Genomic DNA, 26,465 nt, shown 5'->3' with positions numbered 1-26,465 from the left:
TGAGAACAGGGGAACCGCCATGAACAATCCACGCCACAATATCCGCGAAATCCGCGCGCCCCGCGGCAACGATCTTAATGCCAAGAGCTGGATGACCGAAGCGCCGCTGCGCATGCTGATGAACAATCTCGACCCTGACGTCGCCGAAAATCCGAACGAGCTCGTCGTTTATGGCGGCATCGGCCGCGCCGCCCGCACCTGGGAGGATTTCGACCGCATCGTCGCGACGCTGAAGACGCTGACGGAAGAAGAAACGCTGGTCGTGCAATCCGGCAAGCCGGTCGGCGTGTTCCGCACCCACAAGGATGCGCCGCGGGTATTGATCGCCAATTCCAACCTGGTGCCGCATTGGGCGACCTGGGATCATTTCAACGAGCTGGATAAGAAGGGCCTTGCGATGTACGGCCAGATGACGGCCGGCTCGTGGATCTATATCGGCACGCAGGGCATCGTGCAGGGCACCTACGAGACCTTCGTCGAGGCCGGCCGCCAGCATTACGGCGGCAATCTCAAGGGCAAATGGATCCTGACCGGCGGGCTCGGCGGCATGGGCGGCGCCCAGCCGCTCGCCGCCGTCATGGCCGGTGCCTGCTGCCTCGCCGTCGAATGCAATCCCGATTCGATCGATTTCCGCCTGCGCACCCGCTATGTCGACGCCAAAGCCGAGACGCTCGACGAAGCGCTTGAGATGATCGACCGCTGGACCAAGGCCGGCGAGGCAAAGTCCGTCGGCCTGCTCGGCAATGCTGCCGAAATCCTGCCGGAGATGGTCCGCCGCGGCATCCGCCCCGATATCGTCACCGACCAGACCTCGGCCCACGACCCGATCAACGGCTACCTGCCGAAGGGCTGGACGATGGGCGAGTGGAAGGCAAAGCGCGAAAGCGATCCGAAGGCTGTGGAAAAAGCGGCGCGCGCCTCGATGCGCGAGCATGTCGAAGCGATGATCGCCTTCTGGAACGCCGGCGTGCCGACACTCGATTATGGCAACAATATCCGCCAGGTCGCCAAGGACGAAGGTCTCGAAAACGCCTTCGCCTTCCCGGGCTTCGTGCCGGCCTATATCCGCCCGCTGTTTTGCCGCGGCATCGGCCCCTTCCGCTGGGCGGCCCTTTCGGGCGATCCGGAGGATATCTACAAGACCGACGCCAAGGTGAAGGAGCTGCTGCCTGACAACAAGCACCTGCACAACTGGCTCGATATGGCCAGGGAGCGCATCGCCTTCCAGGGCCTGCCGGCCCGCATCTGCTGGGTGGGCTTGGGCGACCGTCACAAGCTCGGTCTTGCCTTCAACGAGATGGTGAGAACAGGCGAACTCTCCGCCCCGATCGTCATCGGCCGCGACCATCTGGACTCCGGCTCCGTCGCCTCGCCGAACCGCGAGACCGAAGCGATGAAGGACGGTTCAGACGCCGTCTCCGATTGGCCACTGCTCAATGCCCTGCTCAACACGGCATCGGGCGCCACCTGGGTGTCGCTCCATCACGGCGGCGGCGTCGGCATGGGCTTCTCGCAGCATTCCGGCATGGTCATCTGTGCCGATGGCACGGACGATGCCGCAAGACGCCTCGAGCGCGTGCTCTGGAACGACCCGGCGACCGGCGTCATGCGCCACGCCGATGCCGGCTACGAGATCGCCATCGAGTGCGCCAAGGAAAAGGGCTTGCGCCTGCCCGGCATTCTCGGGAACTGAACCCGATGAGGATCCTGCGCGCCGGCGATTACAAACGCATGCCCTGGAAAAACGGCAAGGGAGAGACAGTGGAGATCGCCGTCTTTCCACCCGGCGCGTCGATCAACGACTTCGACTGGCGCATCAGCATGGCAACGGTCGCAGAGGATGGCCCGTTTTCGATCTTTCCCGACATCGACCGCACGCTGGCGATCCTCGATGGCAACGGCATGGTGCTCGATGTAGAAGGCACGCCGATGCTGCTGACAACGGCAAGCGATCCCTTGGCCTTCCCGGCGGATGTTCCCGTCGCCGCCAGGCTCGAGGACGGAGCAATCACCGATCTCAACGTCATGACGCGCCGCAAGGGGCTTACCCATACGCTGATCCGCATCGACGTCGATGGCAGCAAGGCCGTGCCGCTGCCGCCCTCGACATGCCTGTTGCTTTGCCATCGCGGCGCATTGTCATTCCGGCGAAACGGCGAGACCGGCGCGCTTGCGGCCGGCGATGCGCTGCTGATCGAGGAGGAGGCGGCAACCGTGCTTAAAATCGATGGCGAAGCCAGATGTTATCTCGCTTCGATCACCACAGGCTGATCTTCGAACAACGAATTGAAAATATTAAACAATCGAGGATTTGGCCAAGTATGTGCATAAACCATCGCCATCTCGGGCCATGGACGTCATTCCTCGTTTCGGTCTAAACTTCGCCCTTCTGATGCAGAAGAAGACCTAGACTGCCCGCAACGTGCCGGGGAGCAAGGGAGCAGGCGTGACGGATCCATACGATATTCTCGGTGTTGAACGCGATGCGGACGAGGCGCAGCTGAAGGCCGCCTATCGGCGCCTGGCGAAGGTTGCCCATCCCGATTCGGGTGGTGATTCGGACGCCTTTGCCCATCTGCAGAAAGCCTATGGGCTGCTTCTCGATCCGGTCCGGCGCAAGGTCTACGACGATACCGGCTATGACGTCGAATTTGCCGATGCGGCCGAATTGCAGGCGCTGGTGATGATCGAGAAGCTCGTCACCGACGCAGTGCTCGACGAGCGCGCACCCGGAAGTTTCGATCCCGTCGCCGTCATGCAGGACAGTCTTTCCGAAGAAGTGCGCAAGGCGCGTTTCAGCAAGAGCGAGCTGGAGCGCCACGCCTCACGAATCGGCCTGCATCTGGAACGGCTCGAAAAACAGTCCGGCCGCGATGTGCTTGCCCACATGTTCCGCGCCCGCATCGAAGCGATCTCCAAGGCGGTCGCGGAAACCGAGGCGAAGATCAAGGCGACGGAACGCGCCGCCGACATGATCAGCGGCTATGTCTACGACATCGATCCGCCGCCGCTGCCGGATGCCGCGGTCACCAGCATCGAATGGGTCGAGGCCTCAAGGAACCGCTCCACCGGCTGACGGCGGACGGCGGACGACGCGGCTGACCTTAATAAGACAGTTTCGGGTACCAGTCCGCCGGCCGGCCTTCGGGCGTCGAATCGATGACGGTCCAGAGCGGCATCAGGTCGGGCGCGCCGCGCGGATCCTCACCGGGATCGGCCGTCACCCCGCCCATCTCCTGGCTCCAGAAATGGCGGATGGTGCCGTCGCGCCGCGTGAACACGTTGAAGGCGGCGTCATCGCCGCCATCTCCGCCGATGGCGTGATAGTCGCGGCTGTAATCGTTCGTCATGTCGGAATAAAGCGGCAGGTGATGCCAGCCACGCTCCTTCTTGAAGGCGAGCAGCCTTTCAATCGGCGAGCGGGCGACGACCGCAAGGGCTGCGCGCTGCTGAATGTCAGGCACCTCGCCGTCCCAGGCCGAAAGCAGCGAGGTGCACATCGGGCACGGGCGCTCGCGTTGCGGGCCGAACATGTAGCTGTAGACGATCAGCGTGTCCTTGTCGGCGAAGAGCTCGGCAAAGGAGATCGGCCCGTCGCTGCCTTCGAAGCGGTAGTCTTTCGCAACCTCGCCGCCCGGCGGCAGCGCCCGGCGCTGTCTTGCCACGCGCTCGATGTGGCGGCGCAATTCGATCTCTTCGGCCAGCAGCGCGTCGCGGGCGCTGCGATACGCCTCGCTCTCATTGGGAAACCGGACGCCGTTCTTGGCCGCAAGGACGGCGGCAGGGACCAGATGCTGATTATCCATGACAATAGCTCCTTCTGTTGCCTGAGGACGTGCTGAAGCCACGACCGCGGTGCCAGCACATCATTACAAGGACGATCGGCTGATGCGAAAATCGACAGAGCCGACGGAAAATTTTGCCCCGCGCTTTGGCCGGCTCGGTGCCCGGGCTCGCCAAAGCACAGCAGATCACGATCGAGCGTTCCGAAATGCGGACCATCGAACCAGCTCATGATCAGCATCGCGCCCTTCCGAGAGGACGCCGCCGACCCGATCGTACATGTCCCACGAGCGGATCGCCAGATTTGCTTCGTCGGGCGGCGCTGCGCTTGCGCAAACAGTAAGACAGGCTGGGCAGTACGCCAATGGCAGCGTTCTCCCTACATCCTAAAGCTGCGTTAACGATAGATTAACATGCAATTTGACGTGGAACCTAATTCTGCGATGTTAGCAGCGGGCAACTGAGGGGTTATCCGTGAAAATGTATCTGTTAGCTCGACGTTTCGGCGTCGTGGCGATGTCGCTCGTCTTGGCGAGCTGCACAACGACGCCGGTTGAATTCAACAACAAGCCGTCGGCCGTGAGCAAGGCCGCGCTTTGCAAGACGGCACTGGAAACGCAAGATCCAGCGTTTCAATTCCAGCTCGTGGCGGAAGTGAACCGACGCGGGATGAGCATGTTGGAATGTGAGCAGATGGTCGCCCAGCAACGGCAGGCCGCCGCGGTTCTCGTGGGGCTTGCATTGGTCGGGACGGCGGCGGCAGTATGCGCTAACGGCAACTGCGGCGGCGGTGCATATACTCCAACGAGACGCTATCCGGGCAACTGCCAGTACGATTGGCAATATGACGCCGCGGGCAATAGGTGCGGCGGCAGAAGCGCAATGTCTCGTCCGGGAGGTTGGTAGTGGGGAGAGTGATGGCAATACTGTTTGCGAGCGCTCTGCTGGTGTCAACCCTCGCGGGCCCCGGCTTCGCGCAGAGCTTCAGCGGGAATTCCTGCGTCGATAACTGCGAGGGTCACAGGGCCGGCTATCAATGGGCGGAGGAGAACGGCATTCAAAGCGAGGACGATTGTTCGGGCAATTCATCATCTTTTGAAGAGGGATGCCGGACTTATGTCGAAGACTCCGACCGCGGGGCGGAGTACGACGATGATGGGAATGAGATTGACGAGTAGCACCTGATGACCCGCTTCATTTGCAAGATTCCGGCAGCTTTTCTCCTCGGCGGCTGCGCCATTGGACGGCCGCCAGCTTGGATGGACCGTCCGTTCGACCGGCAAATCGTGGTGGGGCATCGATTTCGCTGCGCCATGCCTAATGACCGCGCGCAGGTGAACCCATGACATCCCCCGATACCGCCACCCTCCTCGAAGACGCCGCCGATCGGATCGCAGATATCTCACGCGCCGATCTGCAGATCATGCTTCGCCGGGCAGCGCTGCGGCTGCGTAATTCCGGCGCCGTGTCGATGGAGGATGATGTTGAGGAGGCCCTGCGCGACCTGGCCAGCGAGTTTGGCATGACGCGTAACGACACGATCAGGTTCATCGTGCGGGAGTGGATGGAGAAGAACACCTATCTGCCGGTGCACAATCTCGACGAAGACGGCGACGTGGATGGCACGGCTTGATCCAGCTGCTCCACCGCTGCTAGGCTTCGGATGTTGGGGGTATTGTAGTGGTTGCTGGAGATCGAATTGTATTGTGGATCTTGTTCTGCCTGGTGGGCGCCTATTGCGCTCACCACTGGTATTGGTTCATCAGGTCGATCGTCTTCTACAGTAGAAACGGCTTCGATTTTAGCGAAGATTTCGGGCCTGAAATGTACTGGAGCGAGCGTGGAGGTGATGATGATTGCGTGTTGATGAAGCCGAAAGAGAAGTTCCTGATCGCCGGGCCTCTTTTCGTTGTAGCGACCTCTCTTATGTTGATTTTCATAGTTTTAGGTTTGACGGGAATTATTTAGCCTTGCGTCGGTTGCAGACCGCAGCTCTTGAACTTTATTCCAGGCCATAACCCTCCGCGTTGTCCTGCTCCTCCCGCAGCCCCTTAAAGGCCGCATGCCGCAGCTTCCCGTCATCCGTCCAAGCCCGGTATTCGATCTCGGCGATGAGCTTTGGCTTGACGAAAATTGCTCTTTTGCGATCGACGGAGGCAGCCGGCGTAGATGTGATGAGGCCATCGAGCTTCTCACGAAGCTCATAAGCGTTACGCTGGTTGAAGCCAGTCCCAACCCCGCCGACGTAGACCAGCTCCTTGCCCTTGCGCGCGGCAAGCAGAAGCCGACCGATCCCGGCACGCGCGACCGTGGATCGTTCAAAACCGACGATCACAAAGCTGTCGCTCTGCACGCATTTGATTTTCAGCCAGTCGCCGAGCCGGCCGGAACGATAGGGCGAGTCACGCCGCTTGGCGATGATGCCCTCAAGCCCATGCTGGCAGGCGCTCGCCAGCAACTGATCACCGTCTGCCTCGATCTCCTCGGAAAGCCGGATATCGCCCTGCCCTTCGGCCGGCACCAGATCCTCGAGCAGATGCCGGCGCATGCCGAGTTCCGAATTCCTCAGATCATGACCATCGAAATAGAGCAGATCGAAGGTCATGAAGAGCGCCGTGCTTGACCTCTCCTTGCCGCCGCGACCGCCCAGCGATTGTTGCAGCAGGCCGAAATCCGGCCGGCCCTGATCGTCGAGAACCACGGCCTCGCCATCAAGGATCGCCGTGGCGACGGGGAGCTCTTTCGCCGCCCTTTCGATCGCAGGAAACCGGGACGTCCAATCGTGGCCTCCCCGCGTCAGGATTCGCACGCCTGTAGACTCGATATGAACCGCCAGGCGATAGCCATCCCATTTGATCTCGAAAACCCAATCGTCGCCCTTCGGCGGCCTGCCCTTTGGCAGCGCAAGGCACGGCTCGATACGCGCGGGCATAGGGTCCAAGGGGAGATTGGGCTGCGCAGGATCTCGGCGACGGCGCGGCCGGCTGCGGAGCGGCGCGTCGGCCTCACCGAGCAACGGCTTGGAAGGCTTGCGAGGCGGCTTTGTCATCGCGCGATGACATCACCAGCGCCTAAAAAAGCAATTGACCCAGATTGATTATTGACTCGCATCCAGATGAGAACATAATAGGAACATCGGCGCCGCGGCCGCCATTCTGAAAATCGAAATACGGAGCAGGGATATGCGAGAGCAGCCGATCGGCGAAGCCGTGGAAGACGATGAGCGTGCAAAGGTGATTGCCTACCACAGAGGCGATGCGCACGCATCTATAGACACCCTGCTGGAAGATATCCGTCACCTTCGCCGGCAGTTGGCATTGACCGAAGGCGCCATGAGCCGAGGCATGGCCCGCGGCTGGCGACCGAGCTACCATCGAGACTGATATGCCCAAGATGAATCATGAGCGAAAGCGGCTGCGATGGCCGGTCAGCGACGTTGAACTAGAGACCAGGTCCGCAGCCTATGCTTGACCGTTCCCAACCAAAATCCGTGTCGTTCGAAACTGCTCTGAGGGACTGGTGGTCGTCGCAACCGCAGTCTTTCCGCGAGAGCACCAGCCTGTCGGTTGCCCGCGCATGTTTTCGCGGCGGATACTCGGCAGGCAAACACACCCTTGAACGGCGCTTCGTATTCAAAGTCGGACGGATGCGCATCACAGTTTGGGCAACAGGCATCGCGGAAGCCCGTCAGAAAGCCGAAGCTGAGGCTGATTTCCGCGCGGCCCAGAAGGGGTGGCCGGTCCCGAAAGCGGGCTGGCAACTCCAGGAGGAAAGATGAGCGACACCGACAGACGGCCGCTGACGGAAGCGCCGCAAATGCATGTCCACTATTGCGAAGAAAAGGGATGTGAGGAGTGGGGCGGCTGGGGCAACAGCCCCTCCCCGGCTGTGGCGACCCGCTGGTGGTGCTTCGAGCATTTCCCACACAAGTCATACGAGCAGGAACAGGCACTCAGGCGGAAGCTAGAGGCGGCCGACCGTCGAGATATTGTTCAATCATTGCTGGGCGGATCATCGGCGCATCTTTGACCGTCGGCGACGGCGACACGGTAAAATGCGACGGGCAGAACATGCGGTAGCTGGGGAAGGTGCTTCCTTCGTCGCTGGCATCGACACGCCGCAGACGCACGCGAAGTGGATGAAGGAACGGAAGCTGGCACTTGTCGCCAAAGAGAGGCCAAAAGAACTGTTGGCCGAGCGCGGCCTGAAAGTGATGTTCAGCGGCATGGACCTGCGCATGCAGCGGAACGAGAGGGCTGTGTCATGAAGGCGCCCGTGGACTCAATTCACCGTCGGCTGCGAACTCAGTGAACGGTGATCACCGGAATGCCAGCTTCATCGGCGGCACGAATAAGCGCTGCTCGCGCGTCCTGAGCCGGAATTTCCCCATGAATTGCATTCCGGCACGCCCTAATCGCGATGAGATATTCTTCTCCATCGTCGATCGGCCAGCTAACCGTCAGCATTTCGGCAGCCTGGAAAAGGGTCGCGACAAGCTTGTATTTTTCCGACCCGCTTATAACCAGCATCAGAGGGGTAAACTCTGCGGATGTGTGCCATTTCATGACTTTAGGTCTCCCACGGTAAATATATTAGTAACCGTGCAAGAACTGTTCCGCGATCTTCGCCGCATGCCGAAGCTCGTTTTGCAGGCCGCAACATGGAAAGGAGAACATTTCTTAAAGGCGCTTCAGTCGCCTCAGCATCGCCGGCGTCAGCAGGGGTACCTGTTGGTAGGGTCGGCGGCGAGCAGTTCGCTGCTCGAGAAAACCATCTCGTTCACGGCGCCACCTCTTGAATAAACGGAAGGACACGCGAGTTTTCCCGGCTAGCGAGGAGGAAATCATGTCCGTACCCAACGAGCCTATCGTTCCGCCGCCAGCGCCGCCGATCGGCAATCCCGAACCTGAGCGAGATCCTGGGGAGACTCCCCCGCCGGACGGCCCCGAGCCAGACGACGGCGACGATCCGATGACGCAAGCTCACGCACAGGAGGCCCAACGAAGCCCGACTTGGGGACTGCTCTGCCGCGGCGTTCAGGTGCATGCTGCTGACTAAGATCATGCGACGTTCTTTCTGATGGGAGTGAGCTCCCCGTCCTTGGGCAGATCCGCTTGATGATTGCAGGCATAAGATCGATCACCTCGGCCAGCGACCAACTCGTCCAGAATCGGTCGCTTGTCGGCCTGGCAGCTCGATCGATATCGCTCGACAGTCGCTTCGTCCAATTCCGATCGGTCGCCATCCTAGTCCGGCTCGCTATCCGTCCGCCGAACCAGGATGACAACAACGGCTTCATCCCCTCGGGACGGGACCCTAACGGTAACAATCAACGCTTGACAGCTGCCTCTGACCGGTGAGTTGTTGGCACGTAGCGGCGGCGGCGCGCAATATCGCGGGAAACTCTTCGAAAATAATGATCTATAAATAGGCCGTAAAGGACTTTCGTGGTTTATTAATGGATCAAAAGGTGATCATGCCCAAGCCCATATCACGCGCTTACTCACATTACAGCCGGGACGCCCTGCTAGTTTTCAGCCAGTTGATCAGGCGCGCTCGGATCGAGCGCAAACTCACCACACAGGAGCTTGCAGACCGCGCCGGTATCTCGCGCGGCCTGGTGCAGCGGATCGAAAAGGGCGACCCTGCCTGCGCCATCGGAGCCTTCTTCGAGGTGGCCGCCATTGTGGGCGTGCGCCTGTTCAACGCCGATCATGCAACGCTTTCAAGGGCGATATCGGCAAACGACGCGATGCTTGCTCTTCTTCCGAAGTCCGTTCGCCCCTCCTCTACCCAGGTGAATGATGACTTCTAAGGCTGAGAACAACGAACTTTCGTCTGGGTGTGGTTATCGGAGCGCTCCCGATGAGAGGCAGTAATAACCGACAACGCGCTCGCCCTCGCAAACCCCATATGTTCGCGATGCGCCGCGGACCTGATTGGCCCGCGCCCGGCGGCGCAGCCATTCATCAAGGCTGTCGTGCCCGCTGTCGAATAGGTGCAGATCGTGCGCTTCGCCAAGAAGCGTCGGTGCCGACAACATTACGGCTGCCAGGGTTTGGGAGCGTTCATCAACCGTTCGAAGCCTTCGCCAGTTGGCGGCTGGTCGAGCACGGCGAGATAGTGTTTGTGGCTGTCAGGATCGACCCGCACCAATGTCTGATCGAGAAGCGCATCTTCGGCGGCACGGCGCGAAGCGTCGATCATAAAATTCGAACGGGTTTTCCCGAGGGCCTTGGCGGCACGGTCGATCAGGACGCGAACGTCCTCACGAACCCTCAAATTAACGGCGCGGGTATGGGTATCGGTGGCGTTTTTGCTGGTCATGGCCTTTTCCTTCAAGGCCAATACACCACAAACGCATAGACAACGTGTATCTATTTCTTGCGGTATTGCGGGTTGAAATCCCAAGGACTCCCTTTCAGTTCCTTCTGGACATGGGCGCTGATCGCCTTCGAACGGAAGCCCGGCTTTCACCGATAGACAAGAAACTGTTCTGGCGACGCCAGTTCCTCAATCCCTATGCCTTCGAGAGCGCGCCCGCCGCATTGCGGGCGCTAGTTGAGTTATCCAGCAGCCCGGGATCGCGCCTCTCGCCCATGAACCAGCAAATCCGCGCATTTGGAAAGGCGAACACTGGGCACCAACTCATCCGCGTGCCGCCAATATTCGGCGGCAATGACGATCGTTCGTGCGTTCTCAATCACATCCGCTGGATCGACGCTTTCCCGCGATCCAATTCGTCGAGCCCCTTGAGCATCTTGGAGGACTTCGGCTCCTTCAATTGCAAGTTATTGACTGAGAGCCTGAGGGGTACGGGACCTTCGCTCAAAGGTAAGCTTGCGAAAAGAACACCGCGGTCGTTAAAAAGGCGACCGCGAGGGTTAGCACCCGAACGACCGATGATGGCAGCCTTCGTCCGATATGTGCTCCGATCCACCCGCCGATAACGGCTCCAATCGTCATGGGAATGCACTCCTGCCATACGATTGCCCCGGCAAGTACGAAGACGACGACGGCGACCGCGTTAGCCGCAGTGACCATCACCATTCTTGTCGGATTCAGGCTCTTGATGTCCCCGCCCCCGAGCGCGCTCCATGCCGCAAGCATCATGAGACCCACTGCGCCGCCAAAGTAGCCGCCATAAAGACCGAGAAAGAACTGAACCGTTGCGAACGCCAAAACACTCGGACGTGCCTGCGTCTGCAACTGGGCGCTGAGCCTCGGACCTGCAGCGAGCATCAATGTCGCCACCAGCAAAAGCCATGGCAGGATACCATCGAAAATCCTCGATGGGGTTAGCAGCAATAGAATGCTTCCGGCCACACCACCGATCACCGTCACGATGGCAATGGGCATGACATTGACGCCGCACACACTCTTGACCCCGTCACGATAGACCCACGAGCTCGCCATGCCGCCGGGAAACAAGGCTAAGGTGCTTGTCGCGTTTGCGGCTACCGACGGCACTCCGACCGATATCAGCGCAGGCAGCGATACGAACGACCCGCCGCCCGCCAACGCATTCATGCTGCCTGCTAACAAGCCGGCAAGGAAAAGAAGCATGATATCGTACATGTTCAGGTCGCCTTAGCACCCGAGCCTGTTTTCGGCCGAGCCTCTTGTCCAATACCGCGGTCATATCGCCGCACGCCGTTGCGCGTCCAGAAGAGTCCGCCCCACCATTCGCCGTAATCAAGGAAACGCAATTGAGAGCCATTCATCCGATCACCATGAGGGTATCCTTGAGGAAGAGATGTACGTCATCGCTTTACACCGCCCCTCACCTGGCCAGGCCGCGTGGCACTCAGAGAACGAATTACTCAGTGGCTTAGAGCCAACGACGGAGCGTTGACCCGCGATGCCATCAGACCTGAAAATGTCCGGATGAGGTGATCGTGTCTGTAACGCTGGCCTCTGCGTAGAGCAACATCGCCCGTTCGCACAAGACATCGGCAGCACTTTCATCGAAGGGGATTCGTAAAGATTGCCTTTGACATCTCGCGACGATAAATATATCTATACGGCTATATAGCTAAATGGTGATATATGGACAGCAGCCTCGATGCGATTTTCTCCGCACTCTCGGACCCAACAAGGAGAGCAATCCTTCAGCGGCTTGCTAACGGCAAGGCGACCGTGGCCGAACTCGCAGATCCCTTCGAGTTGTCCCAGCCTGCCATTTCAAAGCATCTCAAGGTCCTGGAACAGGCCGGATTGATCCGCTCCGGCCGTGAAGCGACTTCGCGTCCCCGTGAACTTCAGCCGGACGCGTTGAAGAAAATCTCTGATTGGATTGGCGATTACAGACGCTTCTGGGATCAGAGCTTCGATCGTCTCGATGGCTATTTGTCCAAGGTACAAGGATACGAAGATGACAAATCCGAAGACTGATACTGACAGTGCCCGCGACCTGGTTTTTGTACGAAGGTTCAATGCCCCATGCGATCTCGTTTTCAGGGCATGGACCGACCCGAAAGCGCTGGCCCAATGGAGCGGTCCTCACGGTTTCAAGGCGGTGGGCGACCAGCTTGAAGTTTGGCCCGGCGGTAGACACCGCGCCTGCCTGATAGCGCCAGATGGAGAGGAGCACTGGGTTGGCGGAAAATACCTTGAGGTCGAGCCTCCGCACAGGCTTGTCTTCACACATGCCTGGGAGATCGGAACCGGCGAAACGAGCCCGGAAACCGTCGTCACCATCACGTTAAAGGAAAGCGACGGAGGAACGGAAATGACGTTTCGGCAAAGTGGATTTGAAAGCGCATCATCACTTCAGGGTCATGAAGGTGGTTGGTCGCAAAGCTTCGAGCGACTGGGCGTTTTTCTGGGAGTTGAATCCGAAGGGCCGGATCATGAGTAAGGCGGCGATGAAGCTTTACTATTGCGAGACGCTCAATCCTCGCAAGGCCTGCGCCGCTGCCCGCTTTCTTAAAGCCGACGTCGAGTTCATAAGGATTGACCTGGCAAGCGGAGAGCAGCGTACGCCGGAATTCCTGGCTCTTAACCCGAACGGGAAGGTCCCTGTGCTACAGGATGACGCCGGAACCTTGTGGGAAGCGAATGCCATCATGTGCCGGCTATCTGACAGTGTTGCCTCGGATTTATGGCCGCACGACCACAGGCAGATCGACGTCCTCCGGTGGCTGAGCTGGGACGCCAGTCATTTTACGCGGCACGCGGCAACGTTGTGGTTTGAATACTTGATCAAACCGTTGTTCGGCGGGGAGCCTGACGTCGCGGTGATCGAAGATGCGAAGACGAGCTTTCGACTACATGCTCGCGTGCTCGACGACCATTTGGCCACAAACAGCGTCGCGGTCGGGAAGACCCTGACTGTCGCAGATTTCGCGTTGGCCGCTGCCCTTCCTTATGCGAGTTCCGCTGAGATTCCACTTGCCGAGTTTCGGCATATACAGGGGTGGTACGAACGGCTTGAACAACTCGATGCGTGGCGAAACCCTTTCCCGACGTAACGAGGTACGGCCGTCTCCGCTTGGTTTGCGCCGCCGGATTATGTTCTCGGCGTTTAGCCGGTTGTGCGTCGACAGTTCCGCCCGTGGCGCCCCACGCTTCGCCTTGTCGTCATCATTTGCACAGGTGGTGGCGCTCAAATACCTCTAAATGCTTATCGAAACTGTGCTCGTGCTTGACGAGCTGGCGTCCCCCCCACCGTCTTCGGGTGTCTTCGATGATGATCGTGTGACCCTCCTTCGAGGGCTTGATCACATGATCAAATAGGGAAGAGACGGGTCCTGTCAGAGTTTATAGGAGAACATCACAATCGGCTCGGCTGCGGCGCCCCGACCTTCGTAGAGGGCGCGAGCGGCATTGTTCCCGGTGTCTGTAACGATCCACGCTTGGTCACAATCCAGCGTTTTGCCCCACGCCAAGACCTCGTCGAGGAGGCGTCGCGCAACACCACGCCGCTGGAAAGGCGGAGCCACGCCAAGATTGTCGATGTAGACATCCGACGCTCGATCGGGGTGGCTGTGAACGTAGGCCGCGATCTGGCCGATAACCTGCTTTTCGCAAACCGCAATGATCATCAGGTGCCCTGACGACTTCAAATAGGTCGCAAGCCGCTGGGCGTTAAGTTCCTGGTCGAAAACCTCTTCCGCAATGTTTTCAAGCAGCCCAACAGTATCTCGCGTGAGCCGACAGGTTGTGATCACTTCCGGCATCGCTCAGTGTATCCAAATACAGATGGCAGCAAGAGGTTAGGCAATATCACCTGATCAAGTTAGTTGGCAACGTGCGCCAGGACGTGGAGCCCGAAGAGGCGGAACTAATGGTGCGACTGATTAAAGAAAATCTGTCGGCACGGGAACAATATGCTTCGTTGATCGTAAAACCTTCGGGCCGTGCGGAGATTCGTTACACTTCGCGCTATGCGACCCACCTCAACCTTAGCCCCGCTCCGAAGCGGGGTCTTTTTTGGCATTGGCATACCTCAATTGATCTTCAGCCAATGCCGTAGTTGCCGCCCCGCTTCTTCGGGTTCCAGCCAAGCCAGACCTTGAGATGAAAGCCGAACGGCAGCGGCACATCGCGCTTGACGGTGAAGGCGGAGGCGATGTCATCAACGCCTAGCGCTTCGGATGCCAGCCATTGTATGGGTTTCGCCATGTCCAGCGAGTCCTCTGCCACCAGAGTTTGAAGCCCTTGGCGGCTGGGTCGAAGCCCGCGACGCGCTGCGGGGTATAGCCGTCCAGATCAGCGTTCAGCGTCGAGAACCACCGCCAGCGGCCAGGGAGAACCGGCCCGTGCTTCATGGACCAGGCCGCCAGGAATGGCGATAGGGCGTAGGCGAGCAGGACGAACGTTATGTTGACTGGGAGATAGATGATGTAGAGCAGAGCAAACATCGTGAGGCGGACGCTCCGGGCGCGTTTCAGCACCTCGCGCCAGTTATGGACGAGCATGGAGTGGGCTCCGGGTTGTGAATTTTCAGCAGGATTTCGTTGCCAAAATCCGAGGAATGCCTACTTCCCCGTTTTTGTGGAGAGTAAAATTGCTACAGAGTGAAACACGTAAAGCGCTTATGCTCGCCGTCTTGATTGGCGGCGCCTTTTTGATTGCAATTCGCTACGGCATACATTCCGGCTATCTTTTGCCCTGACCGTTAGAGAGAAGCCGCGGCAGTAAAGAACTGGTCGATCTGCTGCGGCGTGAAGCCCATAGCTACAAATCCAATTGCAGCAGGCGCGATGGCACCTATGCCTGCTCCCAAAGCGAGGCCAACCCCGGACTTTGCAAGCCGGTTAACAAAGCCGTCCTGGCCATTTCCGAAACCTGAGATGGTGCCGAGGATCGCACCTTCCTTTGTCGAGGCTGCTGTTACTCTCCCAGCCCTGCCTCGCTCTTGATGGCGTTGGCAGTTGGAGAAAGTCCAGCCTTGGCGAGGCGGCTGGCACCCCATAGCGCGCCTGTTACCTTGCCTGCGATGTTGGCTGCCGGATGCTCCTCGTAGGCCTGTTCCTGCTCTCCACGCGTAGCCATTGCCTGTTGACCTTAGGTCGTCCCACGCCAAAGCATCACGATTTCGATTTCCGCCAGCCCGCCGCCCAAGCTTCAAATTCCGAGCAGAACCACCGCTCTCCATACTTGGGGCTGATCTTCGTCTCTGCGTAGCGTCGCTGCCCCGGCACATGGAAGATGCGCTCGCCGGTGGCGATGCTGACATTGCCCTTGATTTTGCACGATTGTCCCGAGCCGCCTGAAGCGCTCCATGAGGCAAGCAAGTCGCTCGCGGTCCTGCCGCCGGCTGCACCAAACGCGAGCGCACCAATGAGCAAACCCGGCGCCTTGAACAGTACCGATTTCTTCTGCTGATTGCGATAACCCGGACGCATGCCCCCAATCTCCGCCATTTCGCGCGAAATATCGTAACCGCGTTCGCGTACGGCAAACATTTATCAAAAAGGGGTATCTCGCCCATTCCAACCTACGGGCCTAGCCTTGAATTTAGATTCTACTGCATCTTAACCGCTTGGAACGAAAAGGAATTGCCAGAAGAATTGCGTGACAGTTGCGCCATTTTCCCGCCACGGCGCAAATCTAAGAAACTCAATGTGGTTGCGAGCTCCGTTCGGCCCTCAAGGCTTGCGCCAGACTTTACCGAACGATCACGCATCATTGGGCGTAGAGCCGTTGCTGCTGTACTTCGAAATCCTGATCAATGGCGCTGACCCGGGCATAACCGCTTTTCGTCATGTGTCACCTCAAGCTTTAGGCATGAGGCTACATGATCTCGACGACGATGGCGATGTAGCGGATAGCATGCGCAAGAGAGTGGAATTTCGCCCAAGCGCCACGGTCGCGGATTTGGATGAGGGATCTCTGGAATGTCGATCTTGCTGAGAAGTTTGTCGCTGTTGGTTGGAATAATATTGGCGGCGCCTGCCTCCGGCAATTGCTTGAGCGCTAGAGAAACCAAACAGGGTGTGCTGCTTACCAGAGAAGTGCCTTTCTATTCCGTGTTCTACAGGCCGGACGGTCCGGGTCTCACCGAACAAAAGCTGGTGGAGCGTAACCGTTCACTGCAGCCGGTGTCGGCTGTATATTTGCACCCCTTGCTCGTCGAAAAGAGAGTTAGTGCCAGCGGGACGCATGAGCTGAAATACGCGAACGCGATTGCGTTAGACGATCTACCACAGAAGAAGAACTGGCAATCCGAGACGACACTTTTCATCAATGGCAAAAAATCCGTTTCGGGCGCTACTATTATTAGGTTCGACGGCTGGGGAGAGGAAACGATTGCTTCTTGTTCCTACAGGGTTTGGGCCATTAACAGCCGTCTCGAACTGACGGGATTGCCTCCGATTATTTTTGAACAGTACTATTCCCCCGAGCTTCGTCTCGTTCTTCGTTCGGTAAGACTGGGCCCCTCCAACCAGCCGTTGAGCGAGGTTCGATTTGATCGGTTCCAAATTGGCTGGGGCAACTGATTGATCGTGGCCGAGCTTGCTAACTGACTTAAAAAGCGGATTGTCACACCGGAACGCGATTAACATTGGAGGCCGCGTGAGCGGAACGAGAACGGCAATTGAAGCGACCGCTGCGGCGGCCCCTCGGCATAGCTCCCGCCTCACCGTCATCAATTCCAACAGCCACCGCGCCCGCGCCACGCCGGGAACTTGGAGCGCTTCGCTCAGCATCACACTCACCCTCCATCTGGTCGTCGACGCCGTCGTGAAGATCAGTTTCACTCGTTGCTCGGCCTGTGCGTCGTGGGCAGCTTCACCCAATTTGTTGGGGGCAAATTCTTCCGCTTTAAGCCCAAGAGCTGTCGTCTGCAGCCCGGTCGGCGCTGGCTCGTTTCGACCCTTTAAGACCTTCCCGCGTAAAGACTGGAGAGTTCCGACCCCGATGCGGCCGTTCAGCCGGTCGTCGCATTCCGATGTGCATTTTCTCAAAGGCTCGGCACTTGCGCTCAATCTTAATCTGATCGCCGACATGTGGTAGTGTGATATCTGGCTGAAACTCTGGGGACACGCTCTGTGGAACGCCGCTTGACCGCGATTCTGGCCGTCGACATGGCAGGCTATAGCCGCCTCATGGAGCAAAATGAGGAAGATATCCTTACGCGTCAGAAGGTGCACCGCACGGAGTTGTTCGATCCGCAGATCGCAACTCGTGGAGGCCGCATCGTCAAGACCACGGGCGACGGGATGTTGGTCGAATTCGCTTCAGCACAGGATGCCGTCCGCTGTGCCATCAACATCCAAGTGGCTATGGCGGACCGTGAGGGAGCGTCACCGGAAGAACGCCGCATTCTCTACCGCCTCGGGATCAATCTCGGGGATGTCCTCTTCGAGGATGGAGATATCTTCGGCGATGGCGTCAACGTGGCTTCCCGACTTGAGGGGCTGGCGAAGCCAGGCGGCGTCTGCATCTCCGACATTGTACATCAAGCGGTCGCGGATAAGATCAAAGTGCCTTTTCGCGACATGGGCAACCAGCGTGTGAAGAATATCTCCCGCCCCATCCGGGTTTGGCAGTGGACACCCGACGCTTCGCTGCCTAGCCCGGAGCTTCCCAAAGCTGCGCAGCAACAACAGGTACAGTTCGCCACTGCCCCAGACGGAGTGCAGATCGCGTGGGCCAGTATTGGCCAAGGGATGCCGGTGCTGAAGGCACCGAATTGGCTGAACCATCTGGAGTATGAATGGCGCAGTCCAATCTGGCACCCATGGCTGGTTAGGTTGGCGGGGCTGTGCCGGCTGGTACGATTCGACCAGCGGGGAAATGGCCTATCGGACTGGGGCGTCGAAGCTGTATCCGCGGGGGCAATGACTGGCGACATGTCGACCGTCGCAGCCGCTGCTGGACTGAGCCGGTTCGCGCTTCTCGGCATTTCGCAAGGATGCTCATTCGGTGTCCGCTACGCCGTGGAGAATCCCGAGCAGGTGACCTGCCTCGTCCTCTTGGGCGGATTTCTTCGGGGTCGGCTCAAGCGGACGCAACCGGACCAAAAGCACCTTTATAAAGTCGGGACGATGATGATCCGCGACGGCTGGGGCTCGACCAATCCAGTCTTCAGGCACTTTTTTACAACAACCTTCATGCCCGACGCTCAGCCCGAGATGGCTGCGAATTTCGACGAACTTCAGCGCATTGCTACGAGTCCGGAAGCGGCGATGCGGATCTGGAAAATGAACAGCACGGTCGATGTGACGGAGTTGGCAAAGCAGGTCAATGTTCCGACGTTGGTCCTGCATTGCATCGGCGATCGCGTCGCGCCGATAGAGGAAGGGCGTCTCATGGCTACGCTTATTCCTAACGCGACCTTCGTTGAGCTTCCTGGAAACAATCATGTGCTCATGGAGGACACGGCTGCCTTCGAAAAGTTCTTTGACGAGTGCTCCAGGTTCCTGACAGCGTACAACCATTGAAATATGGCCGCTATGGGCGCGCAAAGCGGCTTTTCAGCGGTTTCGCTTTGAACTTCTGCTGTCCACCCGATTCCGACCTTAACACCCTGATGGGAATCAGCATCGACCGCTGACCCCAGCACCGGCTGCCATTAAGTACATGAGTTTGCTGGCAAATCCATAGCATGGGTGGGGTCATCATCGGCGTCGATCGTGACCCGACCCCATTGCATTTTCTGTCTGTAGATCAAAGCCTTAGAGTCACGTCACGAGGGGTCAGTCTTCGGCTCTGACTCACAGTGGAACGCTCACATTCCGTGGGTACGAGACCACATAGTGCCTCATAGCGGATGGGAGGCAACGTCGCGGGAGGCATGTCGGAGGGTCGAGGAGTATTATGCCAAGCTGAGGGCATTGCATGGGCGGTAAAGCCGGAGAGCCGCGCTAGGTATGCAACATGTCCCATTCGTCTCTAGCATCCACCTAATAGCTGACAGCTTGCCGTTAATCATTCCCCACTCAAAGTTACTCCAAGGGCCAATTTCGTCGGAACCGAGTTCAAAAGCCCGTGGACGCTCAAGTTCCGATGCACGCAGTGCGACGGCGTCAAAATGAAGATCACGTGCGAACTCTTTGAAGATCGGCGGTCGCGCTCCTATCCAACCTGGCCCAAACTCACCCATATAACTTCCCCAGTGGGTGATAACAGCTCCTTTGGCCAATCGCCCTTGTAGACCTGCTTCCTCCAGTTGCCGGCGCATTTCCGACGGCTACGCGATCAGGCGTGTGAAATCGGCCAGGTCCAAATCTATTGGTGCTTCCTGGAAGACCACGAGCTTCCGGATTTGGCGCATTTCGGAAATGCGCATGGTTTCGATCAGACGCTTCCCGCCATCCGATCACCACTCAAATCTGCCGAAATCGGACGTGGCCCACGGCCGCAAATTGTGGTAGAATAAGAAATCGGAAATGCAAGCGAAGGGGGAGGCCGCATTGATATGCGGGCGTGCTGGCGTTCGCCATCAACCGCGCCTTTGCCGCCCGTAACTGCTCCACGACATTCGAGCAACCATATTTGCGCTTCTTGTGGCCATCGCCACGTCTTGACAGTGCGAGACTGCGGGGCGGCACATCGCCTGCGGTCGCCTGTTTGTAAGGAAATCGCACTCACCGTCGAGCGGCCCGCCAACGAAGCATTACCAGGAGGACCAACCATGAAGCTGCGATCCCTCGGCGTACGCCATATCGGCGCGCTTATGATTTCCCTATCTGCTTTCGGGCTGATGACTTCAGCCACATTGTCCGAAGAAAACAAGTTCTTCATCAAGCCGATGGTTGAGAAGAAGATCACGGAGCTGCCGTCTGGGCCATTGTACTGGCGGCTGGAGAATTTCCCGACGCTGAAGCAGGCCCAGGATGCGGCGGGTCCGACCTCGCTTGTGGCGGAAGTTGCGGACAAGATCTGGCTGTTCACGCTCGGACCCAAGGGTGGATCGACACCAGGCGGAATCAAGGTCGCCGAGATCGGACCCCTTCCGCCGGTCAAGGCGAGCGAGTATCTGCTGCGTGTCAATCACGCCGGTGGAGCGCCCGGCACCAAGACGGCAATCCATACGCATCCGGGATCCGAGGTATTCTATGTTCTCGCCGGCAAGGTCGGTCAGAAAACGCCCCACGGCGTGACCTATACTGAAGCCGGCATGACCATGACCGGACACGGGGCCGACACGCCGATGGAGGTGTTCAACGCCGGCACAACCGATCTCGACGAGCTGGCCATCTTCGTGGTGGACGCCAATCGGCCGTTCTCCTCGCCGGCCAGCCTCGACTGAGCGACGTGACGATGCCAAAGCGAAATTGTCGGTCCTCCCGTCAGGATTCTCTGTCCACAACTCTGGACTATTTTCGCAATCGCGCATATACGAGCCAACGTAGAAGTCGTCCGGTGCTGCATAATTGATATGCGAAGCTGACGCTTGACATCGTCCGGAGGCATCTCCGGGTGGGGTAACCATCGTGCGCATATCCGTCCTTGAGACTACGGTCGAAAGCGCATTGCAGCCCGTTCCGGATGACATCCGGGAGGGAAGAACATGCCTGATCTTCAACGCAGAGAATTTATCGTTCAAGGAAGTGCGGTTCTCGCCGCGATCGCGGGTCTGTACGCTTCGGGGGTCAACGCTTTTCCGACGCAGACGGGCGAGAAAGTTATTCCGTGGCTAGATCAGCCGACGGAAAATCCTAATCCGGCCGTTATCCAGACGCAGCTCGTCTGGGAAGACTTGGATAGCTTCATAACTCCAAATGACAAGTTCTTCAGCATCGCGCATTTCAATCGACCGACGATTGACGAGAAATCATGGTCCCTCGATATCGGCGGCCTGGTCAAGAAGCCGTTAAAATTGACGCTTGCTGACATCAAGGCGCGACCGCGACAGGAGGTCGTTTTTACAGTGGAATGCTCGGGTAACCACGGGTTCCCATTTTTCACGGGCGGCATCGGCAATGCCCGCTGGGCAGGCACGCCGCTTGCGCCGATCCTCCAGGAAGCCGGCGTCCTTGATAATGGCATCGAGGTTGTCTTCTTCGGTACCGACAGAGGCGACGTCGAAATACGCGACATCAAGATGCAACAGAACTTCGCTCGTAGCATGTCGCTCGCCGATGCAATGAGCCCCGACAATCTACTCTGCTATGAAATGAACGGCGCGACCCTGCCGACGCCCAATGGTTTCCCGCTGCGGCTGATCGCTCCGGGTTGGTACGGCATAGCCAACGTCAAGTGGCTGAAGGAAATCGAGGTTCGCGACTCCCGTTTTATGAGCCTGCTGATGGCCCGCGACTATGTCACCATCCGGGAGGAAGAGCACGACGGGGAGACAGTTTGGGCTGAGACTTCCGTCGGCCGAGCCCTGATAAAGTCCGCACCTGCTAAAGTCACCCGGACAGGCTCAGGTTACCGCATTATCGGCGCGGCCTGGGGGGCACCGATCGACCGGGTCGAAGTGCAAATCGATCAAACGCCATGGAAACCAGCGATCCTTGATCACAGTGAGGAAGCCGATCACGCTTGGAAAATTTGGTCCTCGGATTGGGAAAATCCCTCTCCTGGAGAACACACCGTGACCTCACGCGCGATCAGTACCACTGGGCAGATTCAACCGGCAATGGACGACCCCTTGATCGCCAAAAAGCACACATACTGGGAAAGCAATGGCCAGGTGACACGCCGCATCCGCATCTCTTGAGAACGTTGCTGCCACTATGTCGGGCTCATGGGGAGGGCGTCACGGTCTTTTTGCCGACGCGATAGAGCCGTGTAAACCACGACGGCTGAGGTCGTACGTTCAATCTGCGGCGTTGTCATTTCGTCCTCCGATGACGCGAGACGAAGCTAGACGGTTACCGATATCTGAACGACGGCAGTTATGCCGTGATCTCGCCAGCGAGCATGGGGGGTTCAACGTCGAGACTCGTCGCTTCGATCCTCACTTACCTCGTTGGGAGCGGATCATTGAACGCAGAAATCTTCGACGCCTTCCCGGACAGCGAGAACAAATAGCGAACACGATCCCTGGATGCAAGCCCTTTCCGGCCTGACCACGAATTATTTTCAAAAAATGCTCCGCACCCCGGCCGCCGCCGGTGTTAACTTTTATAAGTCAATCTGGCCTCCTCTCTTCTCAGAGAGTAAACCGGTGTTTTTCAGGAAACGTTCCATACCCGCTACGAAGCTCGGCCGCTTCCCGTGCAGTGACGAACGATACCGCCGGCTGCTAGGCTGCCCGAAACTCGTACGGCAGACAAGTGAAGTGTCCGGAGTGGTTTCTCGCCGCGTTGGGAACTCTTGTAGCATGTACGCTAATCAGGCTGCGGTTTAAAATCTCGGCGTTCCGATCGACAACAGCAGCCACGCAGCCCCCGAGATTTCGTCCGCTGATGCGTCGAACAGGATGTGAAGAACGAAAATCTGCGTAGCTTCTTCCTGGAATGTCCGCTGGATAGGCGATGGGAACTTCGGTGTCTCGCGGCCGTTTAGTTGCAGATGCGGCGTATCGGGCGGACATCCTGCGCCTCGGGCGGCAGAAGAGATCGTCATGGCAAGGGATGCCGACATAACCATATTAAGAAAGCGCGGAATGCTGGCGACCGTGCGCGGCGTCGTTGCGCATAGCGTGGGCGGGGCCGAAGTCGAGACTGCGCCCTGCGATATGCTACTGGGTAACGCAATTCTGCATGTCGCGAGACTGGATGTTTCGGTTTGCACGACCGCCGCCGCGAGTGTCTTTGCGGAGGGCATTACTTTGAATTGCGAGGACTGCCGTCGGCTCGCCTTGAATTATGGCGACAAGCTTGAAGTTCGTGAGTAGGAAGCAGGAGCCCTGATCACTGGCCGATCAGCTTGCTGGGCCCAAGGAGCCTCAATCGGACATCAACACGACAACCGACCTCGGAGCCACGAGAGAATTCAGTTCGATGACGGTGTTCGGGAGTTTCATGGTTGAGACGTGGGGCATTCACCCGCCTCGGCTGATGCTCTTTCGTCCACCATTCTTCACCTTTGAGTTCTCGTAATCGGGCAGCGTTGTGAAACAGATGGGGATTGCGTTCATGTCGGCCTCGGATGACGGACGCCGCATGACTAGAAGAATATCTCCTGCCATTCAGTGCGAGGTGATCGCACGACCGCTGGACGCGAGATGCTCTGTAATGGCGCGCCGGATTTCGGTAACCGTGTCGAAGAGCCTGTTGTCCAGGTCGATGACATTGAAGCGGACAGCGATGAATTTGAGGCGGTTTTCGACAGGGACCGCGATCCCGACTTCCTGACCGTTGAATACGACAGCTTGCTTTTGCATAACAAACCTCGGGCGCGCCACACGGGAGCACCATCTTAGAAAAGTGGAACAAAGGGTTTACGACGCGTCAGATTGCCGTCGTAGGTCGGTATCGGATCGAGACGAGATCACGCACTCGCTGCACCATTGCGAAGAAACGAAGTCGGACAAACAACGTCATCATCCTCCTCAAGCGAGGTCAAACGACCGCTGAGTATCGCCGGCGAGGGCCGGTTATTTCGGAACTATTCTGTAAAAAACGTAGTCGAGAAACTTCGAGTAAGCAACTGATTTTTGTTATTAATTAGCGTTTTGAATCGTATGACAATTACCGCAGGTGCGAAGTAACAAATGATGTACGTTCGTCCGATACCCCCTCGTCGAAGGCCCGCCGACGGCTTTACTGGCGATATTGCAGATCGCCACTGAGCGCAGGTGCCAGGTCGGCTGGACCAAAGAGTCCGATTCCGCTCCCACGTAGTTTCCGGACGGGCGCGATATCCCTGAGGGCTTCAGAAGTGCCTAATCACCGTATAACCAGCGATATATCCGAGTGGGAACATTGCCGCTACAATGTAGCCAGGTCGATAGTTCGACGTCATGGCAATGACGCTGGTTACTAGCCCGGCTGCAATCCCAGCCGCGAGGACAGCTGGAAGGGCATCCGCCGCGAACGCGCCTGGGCCATCCCCTGATCCTATGGAAAAGAAATAGACAACAATCATTGCGACGGTTGCCGCCATAAGCGTCCACCCCTGTCGCCAGAACGCAAGCCCGACGAAACCTACGATGTACGGCAAAACAAAAAGGAGAAAGAACAACATCAGCGTACCAACCACTCTTGCAACTTCGGAGGATAAGACCCTCGCTGTTGGTTTCCGCGCGGAACTGAGCCGGTTTTTCCACCGAGAAGTGAGCCACCTCTCAGTATGGTTTTCTGATCAGGGTTTGGTCAAGGGATTGGCCTTTTCTCCTCTCTTCTGTGCTGCTGCGGCCGAGCTGGCCCTGAAGCAGCAGGTAGGCCCTGATCAGAAACGCCCGGCTGTGTGATAGTTTGATGTGGGCAACCTGCAGCTTCGTGCGCTCGCCGCCTATCAGGGCATAATCTTCACTCCAATCGAATTGGAATGCTTCGCCTGGGCGGAAAGACAGAGGAACGAATATGCCGCGGCCTGCCGTCTGCTGCTCAGTCCGCCAGTCACGGGCGAACGCGGCGACCCGACCATAGGAGCCGGTAAAGCCGAGAGCCATCAGATCAGCATGAAGCTGCTTCAGCGTTCGGCGCTGCTTGCGTGACCTCCCGGCCTCGGTCTTCAGCCAGCCAGCAAGTTTGTCGGCAAAAGGATCAAGCTTGCTCGGTCGTTCCGGTACCGTGAACGTCGGCTCGATCGTACCGGCACTCAAATACTTCGCGATCGTGTTGCGTGACAGCCCAGTGCGCCGGCTGATCTCTCGGATCGATTGCTTCTCGCGCAGCGCCATCCGGCGGATGATGTTTAAAAGTCCCATGTGGATCACTCCGTTGCCCCCGCCGCTCACCGCGTTGGGGGAAGGTTCACATGGCTCAATTCTCAATGGAAATTATGCGCCTGACCGGCTCAGTTCTGCGTGGAAACCAACATCCTTCGGTTTTCGATGACGTCCTAGTGAGTCACGGGATCCTCAGGCGGCACCTCCATCAGTCCCCCGTTCCCTTGCGTGTGGCCCGAAGGTATCTATTGTCGACGAATGCCGGGCGGTTGGGAGTATGTAATGTCGGCAGTGCCTTTCTCAAAGATTTCGACGCCGCTCAACGCGCTGTTCGCTACAATCGGTCTCTTGGTCGTCGCCGCACTGACGACGCAGGGCCTTACTGGACAGGAGAGGCTTCTCTTTGAGCTGCTACTTGCGGCAATTTGGCTGGCCTATGTCCTCCAATTGAGCGGCACATTGCTTTCACGGCGACACCGCTTGTCGGGCGGGATCCCGGCCCTCGTGATCGATTTGCTCGCGGTTCTGGTTCCGGCTGCTGCATTCTTGTTCGTTGGGTCCCGTGATCGAAACCTCTATTGCGCCATTTGGCTTCTCAAGCCGTTGCGCGACTCGACCTTCTTCAGGCTGCTGGCAAAGGTGATCGCGAATGAATCGCGCAATCTGCTTGGCGTGACATCGGTGTTCGGCATCGTTCTTTTTGGCGCCGCGTTGGCCGGTTATATCATCGAGCGAGACGTCCAGCCCGATAGGTTCGGCAGCATTCCGCAGGCGATGTGGTGGGCGGTCGTGACGCTGTCGACGACCGGCTACGGTGACGAGATCCCGCAGAGCCTTGCAGGTCGAGTTCTGGCCGGATTGGTGATGATGAGCGGGATCGGTATTTTTGCACTTTGGGCCGGCATCCTCGCCACCGGCTTCTACGAAGAGGTTCGCCGCCAAGATTTCGTTCGCAACTGGCAATTGGTCGCTGCCGTACCCCTGTTCCAGAAGCTTGGTTCCGCTGCGCTGATCGAGATCGTTCGGGCGCTGCGAACGCGCATTGTCCCCGCAGGTGCCGTGATCTGCCGCAAGGGCGATGTTGGCGATCAGATGTTCTTCATTGTCGAGGGGCGGGTCACCGTGGCGACACCCGACCATCCAGTGGAACTCGGTGCCGGAAACTTCTTTGGCGAGATGGCGCTGATCAGTGGCGAACCTCGCTCAGCGACAGTCAGCGCAGCAACCGAGGTATCGCTGCTGTCGCTCTACGCCGTGGATTTCCAGATGTTGTCGAGCAGTAGTCCGGAGATCGCGGAGGCCATCCGCAAGACGGCGCTGGAGCGGCGGGGCGGGCCGGCGAAGGAATAATCCAAGCCTGATGGCTGCGGCATTGCAGCAGCCGGCGGAGGTTACGCCTCGACCGGCTCATAGCGAGCTCCAAGACGGTCGAAAAGTTGGTGCTGTCAGGCGGAAAGACTTCCGGCGGCGGAAATGAAAGTACCAGCACCGTCAAGGAATA

The 26,465-nt window shown here is 58.3% G+C and carries 34 protein-coding genes and 5 pseudogenes; 22 read left to right on the top strand and 17 right to left on the bottom strand.

Annotated elements, in window-relative coordinates; all coding sequences use genetic code 11:
* The first annotated feature begins 19 nt into the window (after positions 1 to 19).
* The 3 genes from hutU to J3P73_RS28930 all read left to right on the top strand — a co-directional run bounded on the left by hutU (position 20) and on the right by J3P73_RS28930 (position 3,076).
* The gene (gene hutU / locus J3P73_RS28940) at positions 20 to 1,693 is read left to right on the top strand and encodes a urocanate hydratase (RefSeq protein WP_128409836.1); all 1,674 of its coding nucleotides are present in this window, start codon (positions 20 to 22) and stop codon (positions 1,691 to 1,693) included.
* A 5-nt stretch (positions 1,694 to 1,698) separates the two neighbouring features.
* Positions 1,699 to 2,271: a HutD/Ves family protein gene (locus tag J3P73_RS28935; RefSeq protein ID WP_130774345.1), complete on the top strand. Its 573-nt coding sequence runs from the start codon at positions 1,699 to 1,701 to the stop codon at positions 2,269 to 2,271.
* A 175-nt stretch (positions 2,272 to 2,446) separates the two neighbouring features.
* On the top strand, positions 2,447 to 3,076 hold the full coding sequence (locus tag J3P73_RS28930; RefSeq protein ID WP_207580080.1) for a J domain-containing protein: 630 nt from the start codon (positions 2,447 to 2,449) through the stop codon (positions 3,074 to 3,076).
* Between the two features lie 28 nt (positions 3,077 to 3,104).
* Here the strand turns inward: J3P73_RS28930 and J3P73_RS28925 are convergent, their stop codons facing one another.
* A complete protein-coding gene (locus J3P73_RS28925; protein ID WP_130683059.1) occupies positions 3,105 to 3,806 on the bottom strand; it encodes a DUF899 family protein in 702 nt (233 codons plus the stop codon).
* Between the two features lie 457 nt (positions 3,807 to 4,263).
* Between J3P73_RS28925 and J3P73_RS28920 the strand changes: the two genes are divergently transcribed.
* From J3P73_RS28920 to J3P73_RS28905, 4 genes are read left to right on the top strand one after another with little or no spacing between them, the layout of a single operon-like run.
* Positions 4,264 to 4,689, top strand: a complete 426-nt coding sequence (locus J3P73_RS28920; protein WP_130774363.1) for a hypothetical protein — start codon at positions 4,264 to 4,266, stop codon at positions 4,687 to 4,689.
* An 11-nt stretch (positions 4,690 to 4,700) separates the two neighbouring features.
* A complete protein-coding gene (locus J3P73_RS28915; protein WP_204337350.1) occupies positions 4,701 to 4,961 on the top strand; it encodes a hypothetical protein in 261 nt (86 codons plus the stop codon).
* 6 nt (positions 4,962 to 4,967) lie between these two features.
* Entirely contained in the window at positions 4,968 to 5,129 is a 162-nt protein-coding gene (locus J3P73_RS28910) for a hypothetical protein (protein ID WP_207580079.1), read from the top strand.
* The gene (locus tag J3P73_RS28905) at positions 5,126 to 5,416 is read left to right on the top strand and encodes a hypothetical protein (protein ID WP_027689971.1); all 291 of its coding nucleotides are present in this window, start codon (positions 5,126 to 5,128) and stop codon (positions 5,414 to 5,416) included. The genes J3P73_RS28910 and J3P73_RS28905 overlap by 4 nt, the downstream gene beginning before the upstream one ends.
* 369 nt (positions 5,417 to 5,785) lie before the next feature.
* Here J3P73_RS28905 and ligD read toward each other — a convergent pair whose 3' ends face one another.
* Positions 5,786 to 6,832 (bottom strand): non-homologous end-joining DNA ligase, encoded by a 1,047-nt coding sequence (gene ligD, locus J3P73_RS28900; protein ID WP_130774346.1) that lies wholly within the window; start codon positions 6,830 to 6,832, stop codon positions 5,786 to 5,788.
* A 133-nt stretch (positions 6,833 to 6,965) separates the two neighbouring features.
* Here ligD and J3P73_RS28895 point away from each other — a divergent pair, with 133 nt between their 5' ends.
* The 4 genes from J3P73_RS28895 to J3P73_RS28885 all read left to right on the top strand — a co-directional run bounded on the left by J3P73_RS28895 (position 6,966) and on the right by J3P73_RS28885 (position 8,050).
* Positions 6,966 to 7,166, top strand: coding sequence for a hypothetical protein (locus J3P73_RS28895; RefSeq protein WP_130693272.1), 201 nt, complete (start codon positions 6,966 to 6,968; stop codon positions 7,164 to 7,166).
* An 80-nt stretch (positions 7,167 to 7,246) separates the two neighbouring features.
* Entirely contained in the window at positions 7,247 to 7,561 is a 315-nt protein-coding gene (locus tag J3P73_RS37765; RefSeq protein ID WP_130774347.1) for a hypothetical protein, read from the top strand.
* A complete protein-coding gene (locus J3P73_RS28890) occupies positions 7,558 to 7,812 on the top strand; it encodes a hypothetical protein (RefSeq protein WP_130774348.1) in 255 nt (84 codons plus the stop codon). The genes J3P73_RS37765 and J3P73_RS28890 overlap by 4 nt, the downstream gene beginning before the upstream one ends.
* A 25-nt stretch (positions 7,813 to 7,837) precedes the next feature.
* Complete coding sequence (locus J3P73_RS28885; RefSeq protein WP_245002756.1) at positions 7,838 to 8,050, top strand: hypothetical protein; 213 nt, start codon at positions 7,838 to 7,840, stop codon at positions 8,048 to 8,050.
* Positions 8,051 to 8,087: 37 nt separating this feature from the next.
* Here J3P73_RS28885 and J3P73_RS28880 read toward each other — a convergent pair whose 3' ends face one another.
* Positions 8,088 to 8,348, bottom strand: a complete 261-nt coding sequence (locus tag J3P73_RS28880) for a DUF982 domain-containing protein (RefSeq protein WP_018069830.1) — start codon at positions 8,346 to 8,348, stop codon at positions 8,088 to 8,090.
* A gap of 280 nt (positions 8,349 to 8,628) precedes the next feature.
* On the opposite strand from J3P73_RS28880, the gene J3P73_RS28875 reads away from it, so the two are divergent.
* Positions 8,629 to 8,841, top strand: a complete 213-nt coding sequence (locus tag J3P73_RS28875; protein ID WP_156925179.1) for a hypothetical protein — start codon at positions 8,629 to 8,631, stop codon at positions 8,839 to 8,841.
* A gap of 418 nt (positions 8,842 to 9,259) precedes the next feature.
* Positions 9,260 to 9,598, top strand: coding sequence for a helix-turn-helix transcriptional regulator (locus J3P73_RS28870; protein ID WP_130705633.1), 339 nt, complete (start codon positions 9,260 to 9,262; stop codon positions 9,596 to 9,598).
* A gap of 39 nt (positions 9,599 to 9,637) precedes the next feature.
* Here the strand turns inward: J3P73_RS28870 and J3P73_RS37760 are convergent.
* The 3 genes and pseudogenes from J3P73_RS37760 to J3P73_RS28860 form a co-directional block, all read right to left on the bottom strand.
* Positions 9,638 to 9,826, bottom strand: a pseudogene (locus J3P73_RS37760) (GNAT family N-acetyltransferase); the annotation flags it as partial.
* Positions 9,826 to 10,110, bottom strand: a complete 285-nt coding sequence (locus J3P73_RS28865; RefSeq protein WP_027689978.1) for a type II toxin-antitoxin system TacA family antitoxin — start codon at positions 10,108 to 10,110, stop codon at positions 9,826 to 9,828. The gene J3P73_RS28865 and the pseudogene J3P73_RS37760, both read right to left, overlap by 1 nt.
* Positions 10,111 to 10,611: 501 nt before the next feature.
* Positions 10,612 to 11,361 carry a sulfite exporter TauE/SafE family protein gene (locus tag J3P73_RS28860; protein WP_130774349.1) on the bottom strand — a complete coding sequence of 250 codons (750 nt, stop codon included), beginning with the start codon at positions 11,359 to 11,361 and terminating at the stop codon, positions 10,612 to 10,614.
* Between the two features lie 471 nt (positions 11,362 to 11,832).
* Between J3P73_RS28860 and J3P73_RS28855 the strand changes: the two genes are divergently transcribed.
* Genes J3P73_RS28855 through J3P73_RS28845 form a run of 3 tightly spaced genes read left to right on the top strand, consistent with a single transcriptional unit; the run spans position 11,833 to position 13,256 of the window.
* Positions 11,833 to 12,177, top strand: a complete 345-nt coding sequence (locus tag J3P73_RS28855; protein ID WP_130774350.1) for an ArsR/SmtB family transcription factor — start codon at positions 11,833 to 11,835, stop codon at positions 12,175 to 12,177.
* Positions 12,158 to 12,643, top strand: a complete 486-nt coding sequence (locus J3P73_RS28850) for an SRPBCC family protein (RefSeq protein ID WP_130774351.1) — start codon at positions 12,158 to 12,160, stop codon at positions 12,641 to 12,643. Before J3P73_RS28855 ends, J3P73_RS28850 begins: the two co-directional genes overlap by 20 nt.
* A complete protein-coding gene (locus J3P73_RS28845; protein WP_197728793.1) occupies positions 12,636 to 13,256 on the top strand; it encodes a glutathione S-transferase family protein in 621 nt (206 codons plus the stop codon). The genes J3P73_RS28850 and J3P73_RS28845 overlap by 8 nt, the downstream gene beginning before the upstream one ends.
* A 282-nt stretch (positions 13,257 to 13,538) precedes the next feature.
* Here J3P73_RS28845 and J3P73_RS28840 read toward each other — a convergent pair whose 3' ends face one another.
* The 6 genes and pseudogenes from J3P73_RS28840 to J3P73_RS28825 form a co-directional block, all read right to left on the bottom strand.
* Entirely contained in the window at positions 13,539 to 13,964 is a 426-nt protein-coding gene (locus J3P73_RS28840) for a GNAT family N-acetyltransferase (RefSeq protein WP_130663403.1), read from the bottom strand.
* 280 nt (positions 13,965 to 14,244) lie between these two features.
* Positions 14,245 to 14,409, bottom strand: a complete 165-nt coding sequence (locus J3P73_RS37755; protein ID WP_245002755.1) for a hypothetical protein — start codon at positions 14,407 to 14,409, stop codon at positions 14,245 to 14,247.
* Positions 14,370 to 14,597: a DUF7338 family protein gene (locus J3P73_RS37750; protein WP_425328908.1), complete on the bottom strand. Its 228-nt coding sequence runs from the start codon at positions 14,595 to 14,597 to the stop codon at positions 14,370 to 14,372. The genes J3P73_RS37755 and J3P73_RS37750 overlap by 40 nt, the downstream gene beginning before the upstream one ends.
* A 15-nt stretch (positions 14,598 to 14,612) precedes the next feature.
* Positions 14,613 to 14,705, bottom strand: a pseudogene (locus J3P73_RS38440) (DUF7940 domain-containing protein); the annotation flags it as partial.
* Positions 14,706 to 15,120: 415 nt separating this feature from the next.
* On the bottom strand, positions 15,121 to 15,282 hold the full coding sequence (locus J3P73_RS37745) for a hypothetical protein (RefSeq protein WP_226307067.1): 162 nt from the start codon (positions 15,280 to 15,282) through the stop codon (positions 15,121 to 15,123).
* Positions 15,283 to 15,317: 35 nt separating this feature from the next.
* Positions 15,318 to 15,695 carry a sunset domain-containing protein gene (locus J3P73_RS28825; protein ID WP_207580078.1) on the bottom strand — a complete coding sequence of 126 codons (378 nt, stop codon included), beginning with the start codon at positions 15,693 to 15,695 and terminating at the stop codon, positions 15,318 to 15,320.
* Between the two features lie 432 nt (positions 15,696 to 16,127).
* Between J3P73_RS28825 and J3P73_RS28820 the strand changes: the two genes are divergently transcribed.
* On the top strand, positions 16,128 to 16,730 hold the full coding sequence (locus J3P73_RS28820) for a hypothetical protein (RefSeq protein WP_130774352.1): 603 nt from the start codon (positions 16,128 to 16,130) through the stop codon (positions 16,728 to 16,730).
* A 126-nt stretch (positions 16,731 to 16,856) separates the two neighbouring features.
* On the opposite strand, the pseudogene J3P73_RS37740 reads toward J3P73_RS28820, so the two are convergent.
* A pseudogene (locus tag J3P73_RS37740) lies at positions 16,857 to 16,973 on the bottom strand (damage-inducible mutagenesis protein); the annotation flags it as partial.
* 321 nt (positions 16,974 to 17,294) lie between these two features.
* Here J3P73_RS37740 and J3P73_RS28810 point away from each other — a divergent pair.
* Entirely contained in the window at positions 17,295 to 18,677 is a 1,383-nt protein-coding gene (locus J3P73_RS28810; RefSeq protein WP_197728794.1) for an alpha/beta fold hydrolase, read from the top strand.
* A gap of 423 nt (positions 18,678 to 19,100) precedes the next feature.
* Here the strand turns inward: J3P73_RS28810 and J3P73_RS38320 are convergent.
* Positions 19,101 to 19,216 (bottom strand): annotated as a pseudogene (locus J3P73_RS38320) (PIN domain-containing protein); the annotation flags it as partial.
* 654 nt (positions 19,217 to 19,870) lie between these two features.
* On the opposite strand from J3P73_RS38320, the gene J3P73_RS28805 reads away from it, so the two are divergent.
* From J3P73_RS28805 to J3P73_RS28795, 3 genes are all read left to right on the top strand, one after another.
* Positions 19,871 to 20,488: a cupin domain-containing protein gene (locus J3P73_RS28805; protein ID WP_130774355.1), complete on the top strand. Its 618-nt coding sequence runs from the start codon at positions 19,871 to 19,873 to the stop codon at positions 20,486 to 20,488.
* 261 nt (positions 20,489 to 20,749) lie between these two features.
* Positions 20,750 to 21,904: a sulfite oxidase gene (locus J3P73_RS28800; RefSeq protein ID WP_130774356.1), complete on the top strand. Its 1,155-nt coding sequence runs from the start codon at positions 20,750 to 20,752 to the stop codon at positions 21,902 to 21,904.
* Positions 21,905 to 22,753: 849 nt separating this feature from the next.
* The gene (locus J3P73_RS28795) at positions 22,754 to 23,026 is read left to right on the top strand and encodes a hypothetical protein (protein ID WP_130706893.1); all 273 of its coding nucleotides are present in this window, start codon (positions 22,754 to 22,756) and stop codon (positions 23,024 to 23,026) included.
* 294 nt (positions 23,027 to 23,320) lie between these two features.
* On the opposite strand, the gene J3P73_RS28790 is transcribed toward J3P73_RS28795, so the two are convergent.
* From J3P73_RS28790 to J3P73_RS28780, 3 genes and pseudogenes are all read right to left on the bottom strand, one after another.
* A complete protein-coding gene (locus J3P73_RS28790) occupies positions 23,321 to 23,515 on the bottom strand; it encodes a hypothetical protein (protein ID WP_003577126.1) in 195 nt (64 codons plus the stop codon).
* Positions 23,516 to 24,006: 491 nt separating this feature from the next.
* A complete protein-coding gene (locus J3P73_RS28785; protein ID WP_165448759.1) occupies positions 24,007 to 24,333 on the bottom strand; it encodes a hypothetical protein in 327 nt (108 codons plus the stop codon).
* A gap of 172 nt (positions 24,334 to 24,505) precedes the next feature.
* A pseudogene (locus J3P73_RS28780) lies at positions 24,506 to 25,003 on the bottom strand (IS21 family transposase); the annotation flags it as partial.
* Positions 25,004 to 25,246: 243 nt separating this feature from the next.
* Between J3P73_RS28780 and J3P73_RS28775 the strand changes: the two are divergent.
* Positions 25,247 to 26,314 carry a cyclic nucleotide-gated ion channel gene (locus J3P73_RS28775; RefSeq protein ID WP_130774357.1) on the top strand — a complete coding sequence of 356 codons (1,068 nt, stop codon included), beginning with the start codon at positions 25,247 to 25,249 and terminating at the stop codon, positions 26,312 to 26,314.
* The last annotated feature ends 151 nt before the right edge of the window (positions 26,315 to 26,465 follow it).

Origin of the sequence: Rhizobium ruizarguesonis (assembly GCF_017357285.1) — a bacterium.
Taxonomy (GTDB): Bacteria; Pseudomonadota; Alphaproteobacteria; order Rhizobiales; family Rhizobiaceae; genus Rhizobium; species Rhizobium ruizarguesonis.
The sequence above is the reverse complement of the archived record's forward strand: the minus strand, read 5'-3'. Positions and strand labels throughout refer to the sequence as shown.